This window comes from Pseudomonas sp. SLFW, assembly GCF_009905615.1.
In the GTDB taxonomy this organism is placed as follows: domain Bacteria; phylum Pseudomonadota; class Gammaproteobacteria; order Pseudomonadales; family Pseudomonadaceae; genus Aquipseudomonas; species Aquipseudomonas bambusae.
The window spans coordinates 98,497-113,546 of sequence record NZ_JAAAKW010000014.1 but is presented as its reverse complement, the minus strand read 5'-3'; the positions used below and the strand labels follow the sequence as shown (position 1 = coordinate 113,546).

The window sequence follows — 15,050 nt, the reverse complement described above, 5'->3', positions numbered from 1 at the left end:
ACGCGGACGCCGATGGCCTGGCGTGATTAGGCCACGGCGTCCAGTTCGGTCAGCAATTCGCTTGGAAGCCTCAACTCCGCCGCACCGAGGTTCTCCCGCAAATGCGCCACCGAAGACGTTCCCGGAATCAGCAGGATGTTCGGCGACCGTTGCAGCAGCCAGGCCAGCGCCACATTCAGCTGCGAGGCGCCGATGCGCTGGGCCACGCTGGCTAGCACGTCCGACTGCAGCGGCGAGAAACCACCCATGGGGAAGAACGGCACATAGGCAATCCCCTGCTGAGCCAGCTCGGCGATCAATTGTTCATCAGCACGATGGGACAGGTTGTAGTGGTTCTGCACACAAACCACCTTCGCAATGCCTTGAGCCTCTTTCACCTGTTTGCTGGTGACGTTGCTCAAACCCAGGTGCCGAATCAGCCCCTGCTGTTGCAGCTCGGCCAATGCACTGAAACCTTCGGCAATGGACTCGTCGCCCGGTGAGTGCAAGTTGCCCCACGCTCGTAGATTCACCACGTCCAGCACATCCAGACCCAGATTGCGCAGGTTGTCGTGCACCGCGCTGACCAGTTCGGCAGGGCTTTGCGCCGGGTTCCACGACGCATCGTCACCGCGCACGGCGCCCACTTTGGTCACGATCGTCAGGTCATCGGCGTAGGGGTGCAGCGCCTCGCGAATCAGGCGGTTGGTGACATGGGGACCGTAAAAGTCTGACGTGTCGATGTGATTAATCCCCAGCGCCAAGGCTTCGCGCAACACGGCAATCGCCGCTTGCGGGTCTTTCGGCGGCCCGAATACGCCTTGCCCTGCCAACTGCATCGCACCGTAACCCATGCGGTTCACGGTACGGTCGCCCAATTGAAACCTGCCTGCCTTGCTCGCGTCGCTCATGTTGTTTGCCTCTCTCAACGGGTGTTGGGCCACTATAGGCGTTGACGGACCGCTCGATAATCCGGTGCAATCGGCACAGGTCGTACGGCTCACCGAACAATCCCCCACTCAAGAGCACACCATGGCAGCGGATATTCAGGATTTGATGGCCTTCGTGGCCGTGGTCAAGGCCGGTGGTTTTCGTGAAGGCGCGCGCCTGAGCGGTCGATCGGCGTCGAGCCTGAGCGACGCGGTGCGGCGCATCGAGTCGGGGTTGGGCGTTCGGCTGCTCAACCGCACCACCCGCAGCGTGGTGCCGACCGAAGCCGGGGCCAGGCTGATGGAACGCATCGTGCCCGCACTGGGCGAAGTGGAATCGGCGCTCGACGTGGTCAATGACTTCCGCGATCGCCCGTCCGGCACCCTCAAACTCAACGTCCCCGCCAGCGCGGCGCGGCTGGTGCTTCCCGCGATCATCACGCCGTTTCTGCAGGCCCACCCCGACATCCAGCTGGAAGTCATCGTCGAAGAAAGCTTCGTCGACATGCTCGCCGCCGGCTGCGACGCGGGCATTCGCTACGACGAACGCCTCGAACAGGACATGATCGCCGTGCCGATCGGACCCCGCTTCCAGCGCTTCGCCACCGCCGCCTCCCCCGCCTACCTCGCCGCCAGAGGCGTCCCGCAACACCCTCGCGACCTCCTCGACCACGCCTGCCTGCGGGGCAAATTTCCCAGCGGTTCGATGCCGATGTGGGAATACGAAAAAAACGGAGAAACCCTCCACGTCGACCCCACCGGCCCGCTCGTGGTGCGCATCGCGGGCGCCATCGACCTCGGCATCCAGGCCGCCGTCGATGGCCTGGGTGTGGTCTACCTGTTCGAAGACTGGCTCCGCCCACACATCGAGCGCGGTGCATTGGTGCCGATTCTGGAGGACTGGTGCATGACGTTCAGCGGGCCTTTCCTTTATTACCCCGGACGCCGGTATGTGCCGTCGCCGTTGCGGGCGTTTTTGGACTTTATCAAAGCGGATTAAAAGCATCCGATGACTGGCGCTCCGCCGACTCACGCCGCTCCCCAATCATTTCGTATAGCTGCTGAGCCGCCGCCGACAGCACCCGCCCGCGTCGACGAATCAAGCCGATGGTTCGGCTGACCACCGGTTCCACCAGCGGCACGCTGACCAATATCGGGTGGTCATCGGCGGGCATGGCCAGGCGTGGCACGGCGGCGATGCCGACGCCTGCTTCGACGAGGCTGACGACGCTCATGACGTGGCGCACTTCGCAGAACGAGCGCGGCAGGTCTGGGGCGTCGGCCAGGGCCAGGTCCAGCAGCAGACGGTTGCCGCTGGCTTTGGCCACGCTCATGTAGTCGTACGCGTTGAGCTCGGTCCATGTCACGGCTGGCCGTTTCGCCAAAGGATGATCACGTCGGCAGGCGACGACGAAGGCTTCCTTGAGCACGGGCTGGAAGTCGATGTTGGCTTCCTGAACGCCAATGTAGTTCAGGCCGAAGTCCACTTCGTTGCGCACCACGCTGGAGAGCACGTCGCTGGCGCCTTCGTCCATCACGCGGATGACGATGCGCGGGTAGCGTTCGTGGAATTCGCGCAGCACTTGCGGCAGAAAATAGCGCACCACCGAAGGCACGCAGGCCACGCTGACTTCGCCGCTCATGCGTCCCGCGACGTCGCCCAGCCCGATCAGCGACTCGTCGAGGCTGTTGAGGATGTCACGGGCCTTGCGGGCGAAGTCACGACCGAAAGCCGTGAGGTCGACGCGCCGGGTCGTGCGCTCCAGCAGGCGCACGCCCATTTTCGCTTCGAGCTTGGAGATCCGTCGCGACAGCGCAGGCTGTGACAGGTGCAGGTCCAGCGCGGCGGCGCTGAACGTTCCGAGTTCCGCGACTGCAACGAAAGCACGCAGGTCGCTCATTTCCAGATTCATGTGTGGCATGCATAGATCCATCAGATTGTTGCAATTCAAATGCTACCACTGCTGCGCCATGATCGCCGGGTGCTGCTCAGCACGTGCAACCAGACAATCATAAATAGAAGGAGCGCACCCTCATGACCACGATCAATCGCCGCGGACTGCTCAAAGCCGGGGCCATCGCCTCTGTCGCCGCCGCCACGCCTGGCCTGTCCTTCTCCGCCCTCGCGCAAGGGGAAAAAATGAAACCTGCCGACCCCGCTCCAGCCCCAGAACCGGTGACCCATATCCTGGCGCGCTATCTGGTGAACGCCCGCTACGAAGACCTGCCCGCCAATGTGCGAAAGGAAGGCACGCGCACCCTGCTCAACTGGGTCGGCGTGGCCGTTGGCGGTTCGCACCATGAAACGGTGGAGCGGGCGCTGTCGGCGCTCAAGCCTTTTTCCGGGCCGCCCCAAGCCGGTTTGCTGGGGCGCTCGGAGCGGCTGGACATCATGAACACGGCCTTTCTAAATGGGGTCGCCAGCCACATTTTCGACTTCGATGACACGCACCTGAAAACCATCATTCACCCGGCTGGGCCGGTGGTGTCGGCGATTCTGGCGTTGTCGGAGTACCACCCGGTGTCTGGCAAGGATTTCCTCAACGCCGTGGTGCTGGGCGTGGAAACCGAATGCCGCATCGGCAACGCCGTGTACCCCAACCATTACGACGTCGGCTGGCACATCACCGGGACCGCCGGGGTGTTCGGCGCGGCTGCGGCGGCGGGCAAGATTCTGGGGCTGAACGAACAACAGATGGTCTGGGCCCTGGGCCTGGCGGCTTCGCAACCGGTGGGGCTGCGTGAGTCATTCGGCTCGATGAACAAGAGCTTCAACCCCGGTCGTGCGGCCAGTAACGGTCTGTTTGCAGCGCTGCTGGCCGCGAAGGACTACACCAGTTCCGACGGCATGATCGAGGCCAAGCGCGGCTGGGCCAACACCATCAGCACCAAGCAGGATTACCGCGAGATCACCGAAGGCCTCGGGACGCGCTACGAGGCGGCGTTGAACACCTACAAGCCCTTCGCCTGCGGGATCGTGATTCACCCGGCACTGGACGCGGCGATTCAGCTGCGCAATCAGAACAAGCTGACCGACGACCAGATCGCTCGCATCGACCTCAAAGTGCACCCGCTGGTGATCGAACTGACCGGCAAGAAAACGCCGAAGATCGGTCTGGAAGGCAAATTCAGCATTTACCACTCGGTGGCGGTGGCGATCATCGAGGGTGCCGCGGGCGAACGGCAATACAGTGATCGCGCGGTCAACGACCCCAAGGTCATCGCCCTGCGCGAGAAGGTCACGGCGACCATCGACCCGTCGATCAAGCCCGAACAGGTGGACATGACCATCACGCTGAAGGATGGCCGCACACTGCATAAATTCATCGAGCACGCGATTGGCAGCCTGGAAGTGCCGATGACCGATCAGCAGCTGGAGGCCAAATTCACCGACCTGGCGAAAGGCATCCTGCCTGATGCCCAGATCCGCAAGCTCATCGAAACGTGCTGGTCGGTGGAGAAACTGGCGAGCGCGGCGGAGATCGCAAAAGCGGCAGTGGTCTAGCGGCTCGCCAGTTAGCCACCTGTAGGAGCGAATTCATTCGCGAAAATCGGCCAGGCGGTAGAGATGTTCTGGATGTACCGCTGACTTCGTCGGAATGCCGCCCAGAATGAATTCGCTCCCACAGTGATTGACGGCACGTCGACGTGCTGCGAACGGCCGCTGTCCTGTAGCCGACCCGTTTCGACTGGGCAATAATGCACAACGTTTTTCCGCGCCCACCCAGAAGGAATTTTCGTGTCGTCGAACGGTTCAACCCCTGCGTTGCTTGAGGTCCGGCAGCTCAGCCGTCTGGATCAAAGCGGCACGACGCAACTGCTGAAACCCACCGACTTTTCCCTGATGCCCGGTGCGCAGATCGCGATCACCGGGGCGTCCGGTTCGGGCAAGAGCGTGTTCCTGCGCACCCTGGCGTCGCTCGATGCGCCGTCCACGGGCGAGATTCTGTGGCAGCAACGCCCGCTCTCCAACGACACGATCCCCCACTTCCGCACGTGCGTGGCCTACGTGGCGCAACGTCCGGCGTTGATCGAGGGTTCGGTGCTGGACAATCTGCAGTTCCCGTTCTCCCTGAACGCCCTGCGCACGCGTACGTTCAACTTGGCTCACGCCACCGAACTGCTGGTGAAAGCCGGTAAGGACACCCCTTTTCTGAGCAAGCCTGCCGGGGATTTGTCCGGCGGCGAATCGCAGATCGTCGCGCTGATCCGCACTCTGCAACTGGCGCCGCAGGTCATGCTATTCGATGAACCCACTTCCGCTCTCGACCCGGCCTCGGCGGCCGCCGTTGAGTCGTTGGTGCTGCATTGGTTCGAGGAAGGCGCGGGGACGCGGGCGCACATCTGGGTGTCCCATGACCCCGAGCAGGCGCGCCGGATGAGCACCCAACATCTAACGATGAATCAAGGCGTGTTGCGTTCGGGAGCCGACGCATGAATTACCAGAACCTGTCGTATGTGGACCTGGCCATCGCGGCCACGCTGATCCTGATCAACGGCGTGTTGTCGCTGGTGCTCAAGCTCGGGTTGGGGCGCCAGTTGTTGTGGGCGTCGGTGCGCACGGTGGTGCAGTTGCTGGCGGTGGGTTATTTGCTGGGCTGGGTGTTCGCCCACGCCGAGTGGTACGTGGTATTGCCGTTGATGTGCCTGATGACGCTGGTGGCCGGGGTGTCGGCGGCGGGCCGGGGCAAGCGCACGTACGCCGGGCAGTTGATGGACAGCGTGGCGTCGGTGTGGACCAGTTCGTGGCTGGTGGCGGCCATCGGCCTGTTCGTGATCATCCGCATTCGGCCGTGGTACGAGCCGCAGTACGCGATTCCGATTCTCGGGATGATTCTGGGCAATACCCTGACGGCGGTGTCGCTGGGCATCGAGCGCATGACTCAAGAACTGACCTCCGGTCGCAACACCATCGAGATGATCCTGGCGCTGGGTGGCACGCGCTGGGAAGCCGCTCAGGGCGCGGCGCGGCAAGCAGTCCGTGCGGGGATGATGCCGACGCTCAACCAGATGTCGGTGGTGGGGATCGTCAGCCTGCCGGGGATGATGACCGGTCAGGTGCTGGCCGGCGAAAACCCGGTGGATGCGGTGCGTTACCAGATCATGATCATGTTTCTGATTGCGGCGGGATCGGCGTTGGGCACCGTGTGCGCGGTGCTGCTGACGTTTCGGCGGCTGTTCACGCCCGACCATCGCTTCATGATTCATCGGCTGGTCGTCCGACGTTGAAATCGGGCATCACGAATCTGTCATAAAGCAGTATTATTCTGCCATCACCTCGCGGCAGGAAATAAATGCAGTGGTCCGCCGATCGTTCTCCTCCCTCAGTTTCCTCCAACTCCTGCTGATGACGCTCTGCGCCGCGACGCTGGTGTTTCTCTGGGCGCTCTATGGCCAACAGAAAGCCACCTCGCACCATGAAGCGCTTGCCGCCAAATCAGCCGAACACCTCAATCTGGCCACCATCGCAGCCGAAAACCTGCGCCAGCTGGTTGACCGGGCACAGGCCATTGGCCGGGTGACGCGAGGTGATATGGACGACCTCGGCCAGCGCCACCAAGGGCTGGTGCGCATGTTGGCCGAAGACCCGGTGTTCAAGCGCATGAGCCTGTACAGCAGCGACGGTAGGCTGCTTTCCGCCAGCCATTTCGATGAGCTCCGCCAACTGCCGCCGGAATGGCTGAGCCAAATGCAGCAGCACGCCGAGCGCTATGGGTACAAGGCCTTGTTGCCGAGCACGCCTGCCATCCAGACCAATACGCTGCTGCCGAGCTGGCGCCTGCCCTTCCTGCTGCCACTGGTGGATTCAGCGACCGGCAAGATGGACAGCATTCTGATGGTGCAACTGGACGTCGGCTACCTCGCCGCCCTCTTCGAACACATCGACCTCGGTCAGAGCGGCATGATGCGCCTGCTCGACAACGACGGTCACGAACGCCTGCGCATCAGCAGCAGCGGCGTGATGGTGTCGGGTGTCCCTATGACCCCCGAGCTGTCTTCCGGCGACGAGGTGACGGGGATGCTGACACAAATGTCCCGGGACACTCCGTACCAGAGCATGTACCTGCGCGTGCCGCAACGGGGCTTCAGTGTCGTGGTGAGCCAGGCTGACGACGAAATCCTCGCTTCGTCCCGTCGGACCTACGAACGCCAGTTGTGGCTGAACCTGTGCATGACCCTGTTGATTCTCGGCAGCCTGATCTGGACCCTGCGGGTGTTGCGCAAGCGCCAGGAGGCATTTAACGCGCTGGAACAGGCGCAACAGGTCAATCAAGAGTTGATCGATCGCCTGGAAGACGAGCATCGGCGCAGCAGCCACGCTGCCGCCACCGACCATCTGAGCGGCCTGCACAATCGCCGTCAATTTCTGGAAGTCGCGGCCCGCACGCTCTTCAGCCAACGGGGCAAGCGGCGTCTGATGGCGATTCTGTTTATCGACATGGACCGCTTCAAATCGATCAACGATTCCTTGGGCCACAAGGTCGGCGACATGCTGCTGCAAGCCGTGGCCGGGCGCATCAGCCGCATGCTGGAACCCGACGACGAAGCGGCGCGCTTTGGCGGTGACGAGTTCGTCGTGCTGCTGGCCGGTGAACGCACTGAAGAACAGATCGACAGCTGGGTGCGGGGTTTGGTGCAAAAGCTCTCGGCGATCTATTCCCTCGGCGATCACGAGGTCACCACCAGCCCCAGCGTCGGCGTCAGCATTTGCCCGCGAGACGGCCAGGACGTCGAAGACCTGATTCGTAGCGCCGACGCCGCCATGTATTCCGCCAAGCGTGCGGGTCGCGGCCAGTATCGCTTCTTTGACCCGTCACTAAACGTCGCCGATGTCGAAGAGTTCATGCTCGAACAGGCCTTCGGCAATGCCCTGAGCGGACGTCAGTTCGTGCTGCATTACCAGCCTCAGATTCGCCTCGACACCATGATCGTCGACGGTTACGAGGCGTTGGTGCGCTGGGAACACCCTGAATTCGGATTGTTGTACCCGGACCGATTCATCTCCCTCGCCGAACGCAGTGGCTTCATCATCGCGCTGGGTTGGGAAGTGCTGCGGCTGGCCTGCGAAACCCTCGAACAATGGCTCAAGGAAGGCCGTCAGCTGCGCCTGGCGGTCAACGTTTCCGCCATTCAATTGCATCAGGCCGATTTCAGCGACCGGGTGCTGGCCAAACTGGCGCGACACGGTATCCCCGCGCAATGGCTCGAACTGGAAATCACCGAGACCACGCTGCTCGATCAGGAAGGCCGCGCGGTGGAGCACCTGCAGCGTCTGCGCAAGGCGGGGATGCACATCAGCCTCGACGATTTCGGCAAGGGCTATGCCGGTTTCGCTCACTTGCAAGCGCTGCCGCTGACCAAGCTGAAAATCGATCGCACGCTCATCGCGCCGCTGTCCAACAGCCCGGACGACAGCCCCATCGTGTCGTCCACCATCATTCTCGCCAAGCGCCTGGGGCTGACGGTGGTGGCCGAGGGTGTGGAAACCCGCGAACAGGTGGTGTGCCTGAAAATCGCCGGATGCGACGTGGCGCAGGGTTACCACTTCAGCCGCCCATTGGCAGCGGCACAACTGGCCGAATACCCGCCCTTCATTCACTCGGCTCCAACGGACGCGACTCACAGAGATGCGACGGAAAACATATGCACGCAGTGAAATGCCTTAGCGCTGTTTTGGCAGGCCTGATGCTCAACGTCTGCGTGGCCGCGCCTGCTCCGACGGCGCCCTCTCCGGCACCGCCCTTTTCGACCGCGCAGTGCAGCCAACACAGCCTGCGCATCGCGGTGATTCCGAAAAAGAGCATGGACGAACTGCTCCAGGAACAGAAACCGCTGATCGAACGGCTGAGCAGTGCCACCGGCATTCCTGTGGAAATCGTGCCTTCTTCATCCTACGAGAGCGTGGTCGATGCCATCGTCTCGGGCGGCGTCGACATCGCCTGGCTGGGCCCTGCGTCCTACATGCTCGCGTACCAGCGTGACCCGCGCATCGAACCCTTTGCCAGCCTGACCATCAACAACGGCTTCTTCACCCCGGCCGGTCATCACTATCAGGCCCTGCTGCTGGCCCGCAGTGAAGTCGCCAGCAACATCGACGCCTTGCGCGGCAAACGCGTGGTCCTGACCGACCCCGCCAGCACCTCCGGGAGCCTGGTGCCGAACACTGAATTCTCCCGATTGACCGGGATTCCGCTGGCGCAGTTCTTCGGCTCCATTGCCTATTCGGGTTCTCACGACAAGTCATTGGACGCCCTGATCAACCGCAAGGCCGACGCGGCGTTCGTGTCCAGCGTGCGCGCCGATGAATACCTCATCAATGGCCTGATCCAGCGCGATACCTTCAAGGTGCTGTGGCGTTCGGAACCGATCTACTACGACCCTTTCGTATTCAGCGGCAGTGTCTGCGCCCCGCTGAAGGAAAAGATCCGCGCCGCGATGCTGAACGATCAGCAAGGGCTGGCAGGGTTTCTGGCATCACAGAAAGCCTCCGGGATTGCGCCGGTCAGCCACGCCGAATACGCGCCGTTGCTGCGCATGATGCTGGCCGAACCTGTGGCGCCATAAGCCATGATGTTCATCTTCAGTGAAGGGAAAGTGGCGCATAATGCGCCCGCCACGTTTCCACGATGAGGGTCACTGAGATGTCAGTCGTTCATAAAGCGGCTCAGGTGGGATTTTCGACGCAAGCGGGGGCCTACACCCAAGGCCGACCGGATTATCCGGATGAACTGGGCATCTGGCTCAGGCGGACGCTGGGGATCGAGGCGCAGGCCTCGGTGGTGGACCTCGGCGCTGGCACCGGCAAGTTCACCCGGTTGCTGACACCCTTGACGCCGCACCTCACCGCCGTCGAGCCGGTCGAAGCGATGCGCCGGGAATTCGCCAAGAGTCTGCCGGACACGACCATCGTTCCAGGTACTGCTAACGCCCTGCCCCTCGCCGATGGCACGGTGGACGCGGTGGTCTGCGCCCAGGCCTTTCACTGGTTCGCCAATGACGCGGCGCTCGCCGAGATACACCGGGTGCTGAAACCGGAGGGTCGTCTGGGATTGATCTGGAACGTGCGGGACGAGTCCGTGGACTGGGTCGCCGAGATCACCCGCATCATCACGCCGTACGAAGGCGATACCCCGCGCTTTCACACTGGCCACTGGCGCCAGCCCTTAAGCGGCCCTTATTTCGCCCAACCCGAACTCACCTGTTTCAACTACAGCCACTCCGGCCCTGCGGAAACGGTGATCATGAACCGTTTTCTGTCCGTCAGTTTCATCGCCGCGCTGCCCGAGGCCGAAAAAGCCGTGGTCACCGAACAGCTGCGCGAGCTGATCAAGACCCACCCCGCCCTGCGCGGCCGCGACAGCATCGACTTCCCCTACCAGACCCAGGCCTACCTGTGTCGACGGCTGGATTGATCAAAGGTAATCCTCGTGAAGATCATTCGCAGTAAAGCGTTCACGGGCGACCGCGCCTGGGCAGCACTGGACATCGCCAACATGAACGGCATCACCACCCGCCTGCACTGGACTGACCAGCCGTACAAATGGCACGTCAACGACGGGCAGGAAGTCTTCGCCGTTTTGGACGGTCGCGTTGAAATGCATTTCAAGGCAGACGGCGTCGAGCAGTCGACGATCCTGGAAACCGGCGACGTGTTCTACGCCTCGGTCGGCACCGCCCACGTCGCCCACCCACTGGGGGTGGCGCGGATTCTGGTGGTGGAAAGCGAAGGGAGCGTTTAGCCCTCGGATCTGGCAAGAAACACTGCAAATCTGTCACATGCGCAATCCGGTGGGCACCTACAGTCGTCAGCCAACGGTGGGGCGACGTCTCGCCCCTGCCCACAGGAGACGACCATGTCCAGATTCGATGAATACGTGTTCAGTGCACAGCCCGGTTTCGATGAGCCGGTCATGCGCGAGGCGTTCGCCAAAGCCGTTCCGCTCAACACCGTGGTGATCTATTGCTACGACCCACGGGTGCGGGACATTCCCGAAGCGATCGCCCGGCATTTCGGTGAGGTCTATCCCGGCGAGGTGATTCGCGACCAGGACGGTCGCAGCGTCGGTTCGACCACCACGCTGGCCACGGTGTCGGTGGCGGCAGGACGTGCCGTCGATGGTTTGCGCTCGATCACGGTGGCCGAATACCTGTTCGGCATTCGCAACATCGTGGTGGTGCATCACTCCAACTGCGGTGCGACCTCGTTCTCCAAAGACGGCTTCGTCCGCAACTTCAATCATGAGCACAGCGCCGATATTTCAGCGTGCTACGACCACGGCAGCGTCGCCATCGTCGATTATGAGCAGTCGCTGGCGTACGACACCGCCATGGTCCGCGCCCATCCCGGCACACCGGAGAACGTCAACATCTTCGGTCTGTTCTACAACACCGACACCGGCGAGCTGACCGAGGTCGTTCGCGACCTGCGAACAGCCTGACGGCGAAGTCAGGCCTCTGCCGTCGCGAGCCTGGGTGACGGCGCGAAACGCTGCGCGTACTCCTTCGGCGTCACTCCCAACCGTCGAACGAACGCCTTGCGCAACACATCGACGCTGTTGTAACCGCAGCGGCGGGCGATTTCCTCCATGGAGCGCCCGCCCATCTCGAACGCACGGCACGCGGCTTCAAGACGCACGTCTTCGACGTATTTCGCCGGGGTGGTGTTCAGGCCTTTCTGAAACTGGCGAATCAACGTACGAACGCTGGTGGACATGCGGTCGGCGAGCATCTCTACGGTCAGTTCGGTGTGTAAATGCTCGCTGATCCACACGCACAGTTCTTCCAGCCCCGAACCCGCAGTGCGTTGGGATTGCAGGGTGACGCTGAACTGCGCCTGCCCGCCGGGACGCCGCAGAAACAGCACCAGGTTGCGGGCGACCTCCATGGCAATCGCGTCGCCAAGGTCCTCGCTGACCAGTGCCAACGCCAGATCGATCCCTGCCGAGATCCCCGCCGAGGTGTAGACGTTTCCGTCCTTGATCCAGATCGGGTCCGGGTCGACGTTGACCTTGGGATAACGCTCCGTCAGCTCCTGCGCCACGCCCCAATGGGTGGTCGCTCGCCGACCGTCCAGCACCCCCGCCGCGGCCAACGCGAACGCCGCCACGCAGATCGAGCACAGTCGGCGCACGTCCGTTGACCGCTGCTGAATCCATGTCAGCGCGGACTGATCCAGATGGCCGAGGGTCTTCCAGCCGGTCGTGACGATCAGGGTGTCAATCGGCAGGTCATCCCGCCGTTCCTGTTCCAGCGTCTTGTGGGCCAGAAGGCCAATGCCGGTGCCGCTTTGCATCTGCACATCAGCGCTCGAAGAGATCAGTTCCAGCCGATAAGGGGGCGCGTCGGCGGCGAACAAGCTGTTGGTGAAACTGAAAACCTCAGCCGGACCGATCACGTCCAGCGCGTCCACCGGGGGTAACGACAGAATGACGACCCGTTTCTGCGGCGTGTGCAAGGCCCGGGTCTGGCGGCGGGTAGGCGTGGTCACGGGACGTCTCCGGTTGAATGGATGAAGAACACGATCTTGGCACGAATCGACTGAAAACAGTCAATTATGACGATGGCAGGACCCTAGACTCAGCGGCAGACCCACTTCTCAGGTAAGCGCCATGACTTCTCCCATCTCCCTCGGTGGCATCATTGCCCCGGACACCGACCTGACCCGCAAAGCCAGCGCGCTGGTCGAGCGGGTGCATTCCAAGGCCCTGCTCAACCACGTCCACCGCTCCTGGTGGTTCGCCGATTTTCTCGGCCAACAGCGTGGCCTGAAATACGACCGCGAAGTCGTTTACCTCGCCGCCCTGATGCACGACCTCGGGCTGACCGATGCATTCGCGGCCGACCAGCGTTTCGAAGTGGATGGGGCGGATGCCGCCAGCCGTTTCCTGCTCGACAACGGCTATGCAGACGCCAAGGCGCAACTGGTCTGGGACGCTATCGCCCTGCACTCCAGCGCCGGGATCGCCGACCGTAAACAACCGGAAATTGCCCTGATCTACATGGGAGCCCACGTCGACGTCATGGGCCTGTTCATCGACGAAATCACGCCGTCGCTGATCGACGACACCTTGGCGCTGTACCCGCGCCTGGGCATGAAGGCGGCGTTCACCCAAGCCGTCGCCGAAGTTGCGCGGAAGAAACCGCACACCGCCATCGGCACCGGGCTGGCGGACGTGGGAAGACGGCACATCCACGGCTTCGATTGCCCGAACGTGTGCGACTTGATCGACAACGCGCCGTTCGACAGCTAAGCGGAGGTGTCCATGATTTCTGACTGGCTTTGCGGGGTGCTCGCCCGACGCGGGATTCATTATGGCTGGGCAATGGTCGCGGTGACGTTTCTGACGGCCCTGATCACGGCGGCCTCGGTGGGCGCGCCGGGAATTTTCATCGTGCCCATGCAGATGGAGTTCGGCTGGAACACGCTGGAAATCTCATCGGCGTTGTCGATTCGCTTCGTGCTGTTCGGCCTGATGGCGCCGTTTGCCGCTGCGCTGATGAACCGCTACGGCCTGCGCACCGTCACGATCACCGCGATTCTGGTGATCATGGTCGCGCTGCTGATGTCGCTGAGCATGACCAAGGTCTGGCAGTTGGTGGCGCTGTGGGGCGTCGCGGTCGGCATCGGCGCAGGAATGACCGCGCTGACCCTGGGCGCGACGGTTGCTTCACGCTGGTTCAGTCACCGGCGAGGGTTGGTGATCGGCGTGCTCACCGCCAGCACCGCCACCGGGCAACTGATCTTCATGCCGATTCTGGCGAATATCACCGATCACTACGGTTGGCGCTGGGCATTGATGTTGATGTCCGTCATGCTCGCGGTCGCGGGTTTCGCCGTGCTCATGATCATGCGCGATCGCCCCGGCGACATGGGCCTGCGCCCGTATGGCGACACCGGCGACGTTGCGCTTGCCACGCCACCTGTCAGTGCGGCGTCGATCTTCGCCGCGTCGTTGAACACCTTGCGTGACGCCGCAAAGACTCGGGTCTTCTGGATTCTGTTCAGCACCTTTTTTATTTGCGGCGCCACCACCAACGGTCTGGTGCAAGTCCACCTGATCCCGATGTGTGGCGACTACGGCATTTCACAGGTGAAGGCAGCGGGGCTGCTGGCGGCGATGGGGGTGTTCGACCTGATCGGCACGGTGGCGTCTGGCTGGCTGTCGGACCGGTTCGATAATCGTCGGCTGCTGTTCTGGTACTACGGGTTGCGGGGGCTGTCGCTGATCGCCCTGCCCTTCACCGACTTCTCGATCTTCGGCTTGTCGGTGTTCGCCGTGTTTTACGGCCTCGACTGGATCGCCACCGTTCCGCCCACTGTCCGCCTGGCCGCCTCCCGATTCGGCGCCGAACGCGCCGGGCTGGTGTTTGGGTGGATCTTCGCCGGGCACCAGATCGGCGCCGCCGTTGCGGCATTTGGCGCAGGCTGGTCGCGCACGGCGCTGTTGAGCTATCTGCCCGCGTTTTTCACCGGCGGCGTACTGTGCCTGATCGCGGCAGTGACCATCCTGTCAGTGCGGGAGCAGAAAGCGATGCCCAACGCCGTGACGAGCTGATGGCGGTGCGAGGGTTGCCTGAAGATTCAGCGCAGCCCCGCGGCAAACGCCTCCAGTTGCGTGATCACCGCGTTCCAGCCTTCGAAGAAGCCGAGCTGTTTATGCTGCTCGCACGTGTCTTCGTCGGGGTGCATGACGTGGGCGGTGTAGCGGGTGCCGCCGCCTTCATCGCTCATCGTCACGATGGCGGTGAACCCCAGCCAGGGCGTGGCCGGGCGCCAATCGGCGGTGAGCATGGAGGTGAACACCAGCCGCGACTGTGGCACCACTTCCAGAAAGCTGCCGGGGTTGCCGCTGCTGGCACCGTCCGGCCCGGTCATCAGCGTATGAAAGGCACCGCCGGGTCGTAGATCGAAGGCCTTGACCTCGGTGACCCACGGTTTGGGGCACCACCATTCTTTCAGCAGATCGGGGTCGGACCACGCACGCCAGAGCGCGGCGCGGGGGACGTTGAGCACGCGGGAAATGATCAGGTCGTGAGGGTGGGTGTTTTCAGGTGTGTTGAGCGACATGGCGGGCATCCTCTTTTTAGGGTTGTCGGGTTTTGCCGAGGGGATCGCACGGGATTAAAAGCCTAGCAGGCGGC

At 62.7% G+C, this 15,050-nt stretch carries 15 protein-coding genes; 11 read left to right on the top strand and 4 right to left on the bottom strand.

Features of this window, described 5'->3' with window-relative positions; genetic code table 11:
- Positions 1-26 precede the first annotated feature (26 nt).
- Entirely contained in the window at positions 27-890 is an 864-nt protein-coding gene (locus GVN17_RS22150; RefSeq protein ID WP_166597391.1) for an aldo/keto reductase family oxidoreductase, read from the bottom strand.
- Between the two features lie 121 nt (positions 891-1,011).
- Between GVN17_RS22150 and GVN17_RS22145 the strand changes: the two genes are divergently transcribed.
- Complete coding sequence (locus tag GVN17_RS22145; RefSeq protein ID WP_166597390.1) at positions 1,012-1,908, top strand: LysR family transcriptional regulator; 897 nt, start codon at positions 1,012-1,014, stop codon at positions 1,906-1,908.
- Here GVN17_RS22145 and GVN17_RS22140 read toward each other — a convergent pair.
- Positions 1,895-2,830, bottom strand: a complete 936-nt coding sequence (locus GVN17_RS22140) for a LysR family transcriptional regulator (RefSeq protein ID WP_256665336.1) — start codon at positions 2,828-2,830, stop codon at positions 1,895-1,897. The two genes, GVN17_RS22145 and GVN17_RS22140, sit on opposite strands and share 14 nt — an antisense overlap.
- A gap of 113 nt (positions 2,831-2,943) precedes the next feature.
- On the opposite strand from GVN17_RS22140, the gene GVN17_RS22135 reads away from it, so the two are divergent.
- From GVN17_RS22135 to GVN17_RS22100, 8 genes are all read left to right on the top strand, one after another.
- Positions 2,944-4,413: an MmgE/PrpD family protein gene (locus GVN17_RS22135; RefSeq protein WP_166597389.1), complete on the top strand. Its 1,470-nt coding sequence runs from the start codon at positions 2,944-2,946 to the stop codon at positions 4,411-4,413.
- Positions 4,414-4,647: 234 nt separating this feature from the next.
- Positions 4,648-5,346 carry an ATP-binding cassette domain-containing protein gene (locus GVN17_RS22130; protein ID WP_371928597.1) on the top strand — a complete coding sequence of 233 codons (699 nt, stop codon included), beginning with the start codon at positions 4,648-4,650 and terminating at the stop codon, positions 5,344-5,346.
- On the top strand, positions 5,343-6,137 hold the full coding sequence (fetB, locus tag GVN17_RS22125) for an iron export ABC transporter permease subunit FetB (protein ID WP_166597388.1): 795 nt from the start codon (positions 5,343-5,345) through the stop codon (positions 6,135-6,137). The genes GVN17_RS22130 and fetB overlap by 4 nt, the downstream gene beginning before the upstream one ends.
- A 70-nt stretch (positions 6,138-6,207) precedes the next feature.
- On the top strand, positions 6,208-8,565 hold the full coding sequence (locus GVN17_RS22120) for an EAL domain-containing protein (RefSeq protein WP_166597387.1): 2,358 nt from the start codon (positions 6,208-6,210) through the stop codon (positions 8,563-8,565).
- The gene (locus GVN17_RS22115; protein WP_166597386.1) at positions 8,553-9,473 is read left to right on the top strand and encodes a phosphate/phosphite/phosphonate ABC transporter substrate-binding protein; all 921 of its coding nucleotides are present in this window, start codon (positions 8,553-8,555) and stop codon (positions 9,471-9,473) included. The genes GVN17_RS22120 and GVN17_RS22115 overlap by 13 nt, the downstream gene beginning before the upstream one ends.
- Positions 9,474-9,550: 77 nt before the next feature.
- Positions 9,551-10,321, top strand: a complete 771-nt coding sequence (locus tag GVN17_RS22110; protein WP_166597385.1) for a class I SAM-dependent methyltransferase — start codon at positions 9,551-9,553, stop codon at positions 10,319-10,321.
- Between the two features lie 15 nt (positions 10,322-10,336).
- The gene (locus tag GVN17_RS22105) at positions 10,337-10,648 is read left to right on the top strand and encodes a cupin domain-containing protein (RefSeq protein ID WP_166597384.1); all 312 of its coding nucleotides are present in this window, start codon (positions 10,337-10,339) and stop codon (positions 10,646-10,648) included.
- Between the two features lie 114 nt (positions 10,649-10,762).
- A complete protein-coding gene (locus GVN17_RS22100; RefSeq protein ID WP_166597383.1) occupies positions 10,763-11,347 on the top strand; it encodes a carbonic anhydrase in 585 nt (194 codons plus the stop codon).
- A gap of 8 nt (positions 11,348-11,355) precedes the next feature.
- Here the strand turns inward: GVN17_RS22100 and GVN17_RS22095 are convergent, their stop codons facing one another.
- Positions 11,356-12,396 (bottom strand): helix-turn-helix domain-containing protein, encoded by a 1,041-nt coding sequence (locus GVN17_RS22095; protein ID WP_178115755.1) that lies wholly within the window; start codon positions 12,394-12,396, stop codon positions 11,356-11,358.
- Between the two features lie 121 nt (positions 12,397-12,517).
- Between GVN17_RS22095 and GVN17_RS22090 the strand changes: the two genes are divergently transcribed.
- Positions 12,518-13,159, top strand: coding sequence for an HD domain-containing protein (locus GVN17_RS22090; RefSeq protein ID WP_166597382.1), 642 nt, complete (start codon positions 12,518-12,520; stop codon positions 13,157-13,159).
- A gap of 12 nt (positions 13,160-13,171) precedes the next feature.
- Positions 13,172-14,464, top strand: a complete 1,293-nt coding sequence (locus GVN17_RS22085; protein ID WP_166597381.1) for an MFS transporter — start codon at positions 13,172-13,174, stop codon at positions 14,462-14,464.
- A 26-nt stretch (positions 14,465-14,490) separates the two neighbouring features.
- Here GVN17_RS22085 and GVN17_RS22080 read toward each other — a convergent pair whose 3' ends face one another.
- Positions 14,491-14,976, bottom strand: coding sequence for an SRPBCC family protein (locus GVN17_RS22080; RefSeq protein ID WP_166597380.1), 486 nt, complete (start codon positions 14,974-14,976; stop codon positions 14,491-14,493).
- Positions 14,977-15,050 lie beyond the last annotated feature (74 nt).

Bases quoted from the DNA above. Each gene is read 5' to 3' on its own strand.
- GVN17_RS22150 (WP_166597391.1), bottom strand. From the start codon at position 890: ATGAGCGACGCGAGCAAGGCAGGCAGGTTTCAATTGGGCGACCGTACC.
- GVN17_RS22145 (WP_166597390.1), top strand. From the start codon at position 1,012: ATGGCAGCGGATATTCAGGATTTGATGGCCTTCGTGGCCGTGGTCAAG.
- GVN17_RS22140 (WP_256665336.1), bottom strand. From the start codon at position 2,830: ATGCCACACATGAATCTGGAAATGAGCGACCTGCGTGCTTTCGTTGCA.
- GVN17_RS22135 (WP_166597389.1), top strand. From the start codon at position 2,944: ATGACCACGATCAATCGCCGCGGACTGCTCAAAGCCGGGGCCATCGCC.
- fetB (WP_166597388.1), top strand. From the start codon at position 5,343: ATGAATTACCAGAACCTGTCGTATGTGGACCTGGCCATCGCGGCCACG.
- GVN17_RS22115 (WP_166597386.1), top strand. From the start codon at position 8,553: ATGCACGCAGTGAAATGCCTTAGCGCTGTTTTGGCAGGCCTGATGCTC.
- GVN17_RS22110 (WP_166597385.1), top strand. From the start codon at position 9,551: ATGTCAGTCGTTCATAAAGCGGCTCAGGTGGGATTTTCGACGCAAGCG.
- GVN17_RS22100 (WP_166597383.1), top strand. From the start codon at position 10,763: ATGTCCAGATTCGATGAATACGTGTTCAGTGCACAGCCCGGTTTCGAT.
- GVN17_RS22090 (WP_166597382.1), top strand. From the start codon at position 12,518: ATGACTTCTCCCATCTCCCTCGGTGGCATCATTGCCCCGGACACCGAC.
- GVN17_RS22085 (WP_166597381.1), top strand. From the start codon at position 13,172: ATGATTTCTGACTGGCTTTGCGGGGTGCTCGCCCGACGCGGGATTCAT.
- GVN17_RS22080 (WP_166597380.1), bottom strand. From the start codon at position 14,976: ATGTCGCTCAACACACCTGAAAACACCCACCCTCACGACCTGATCATT.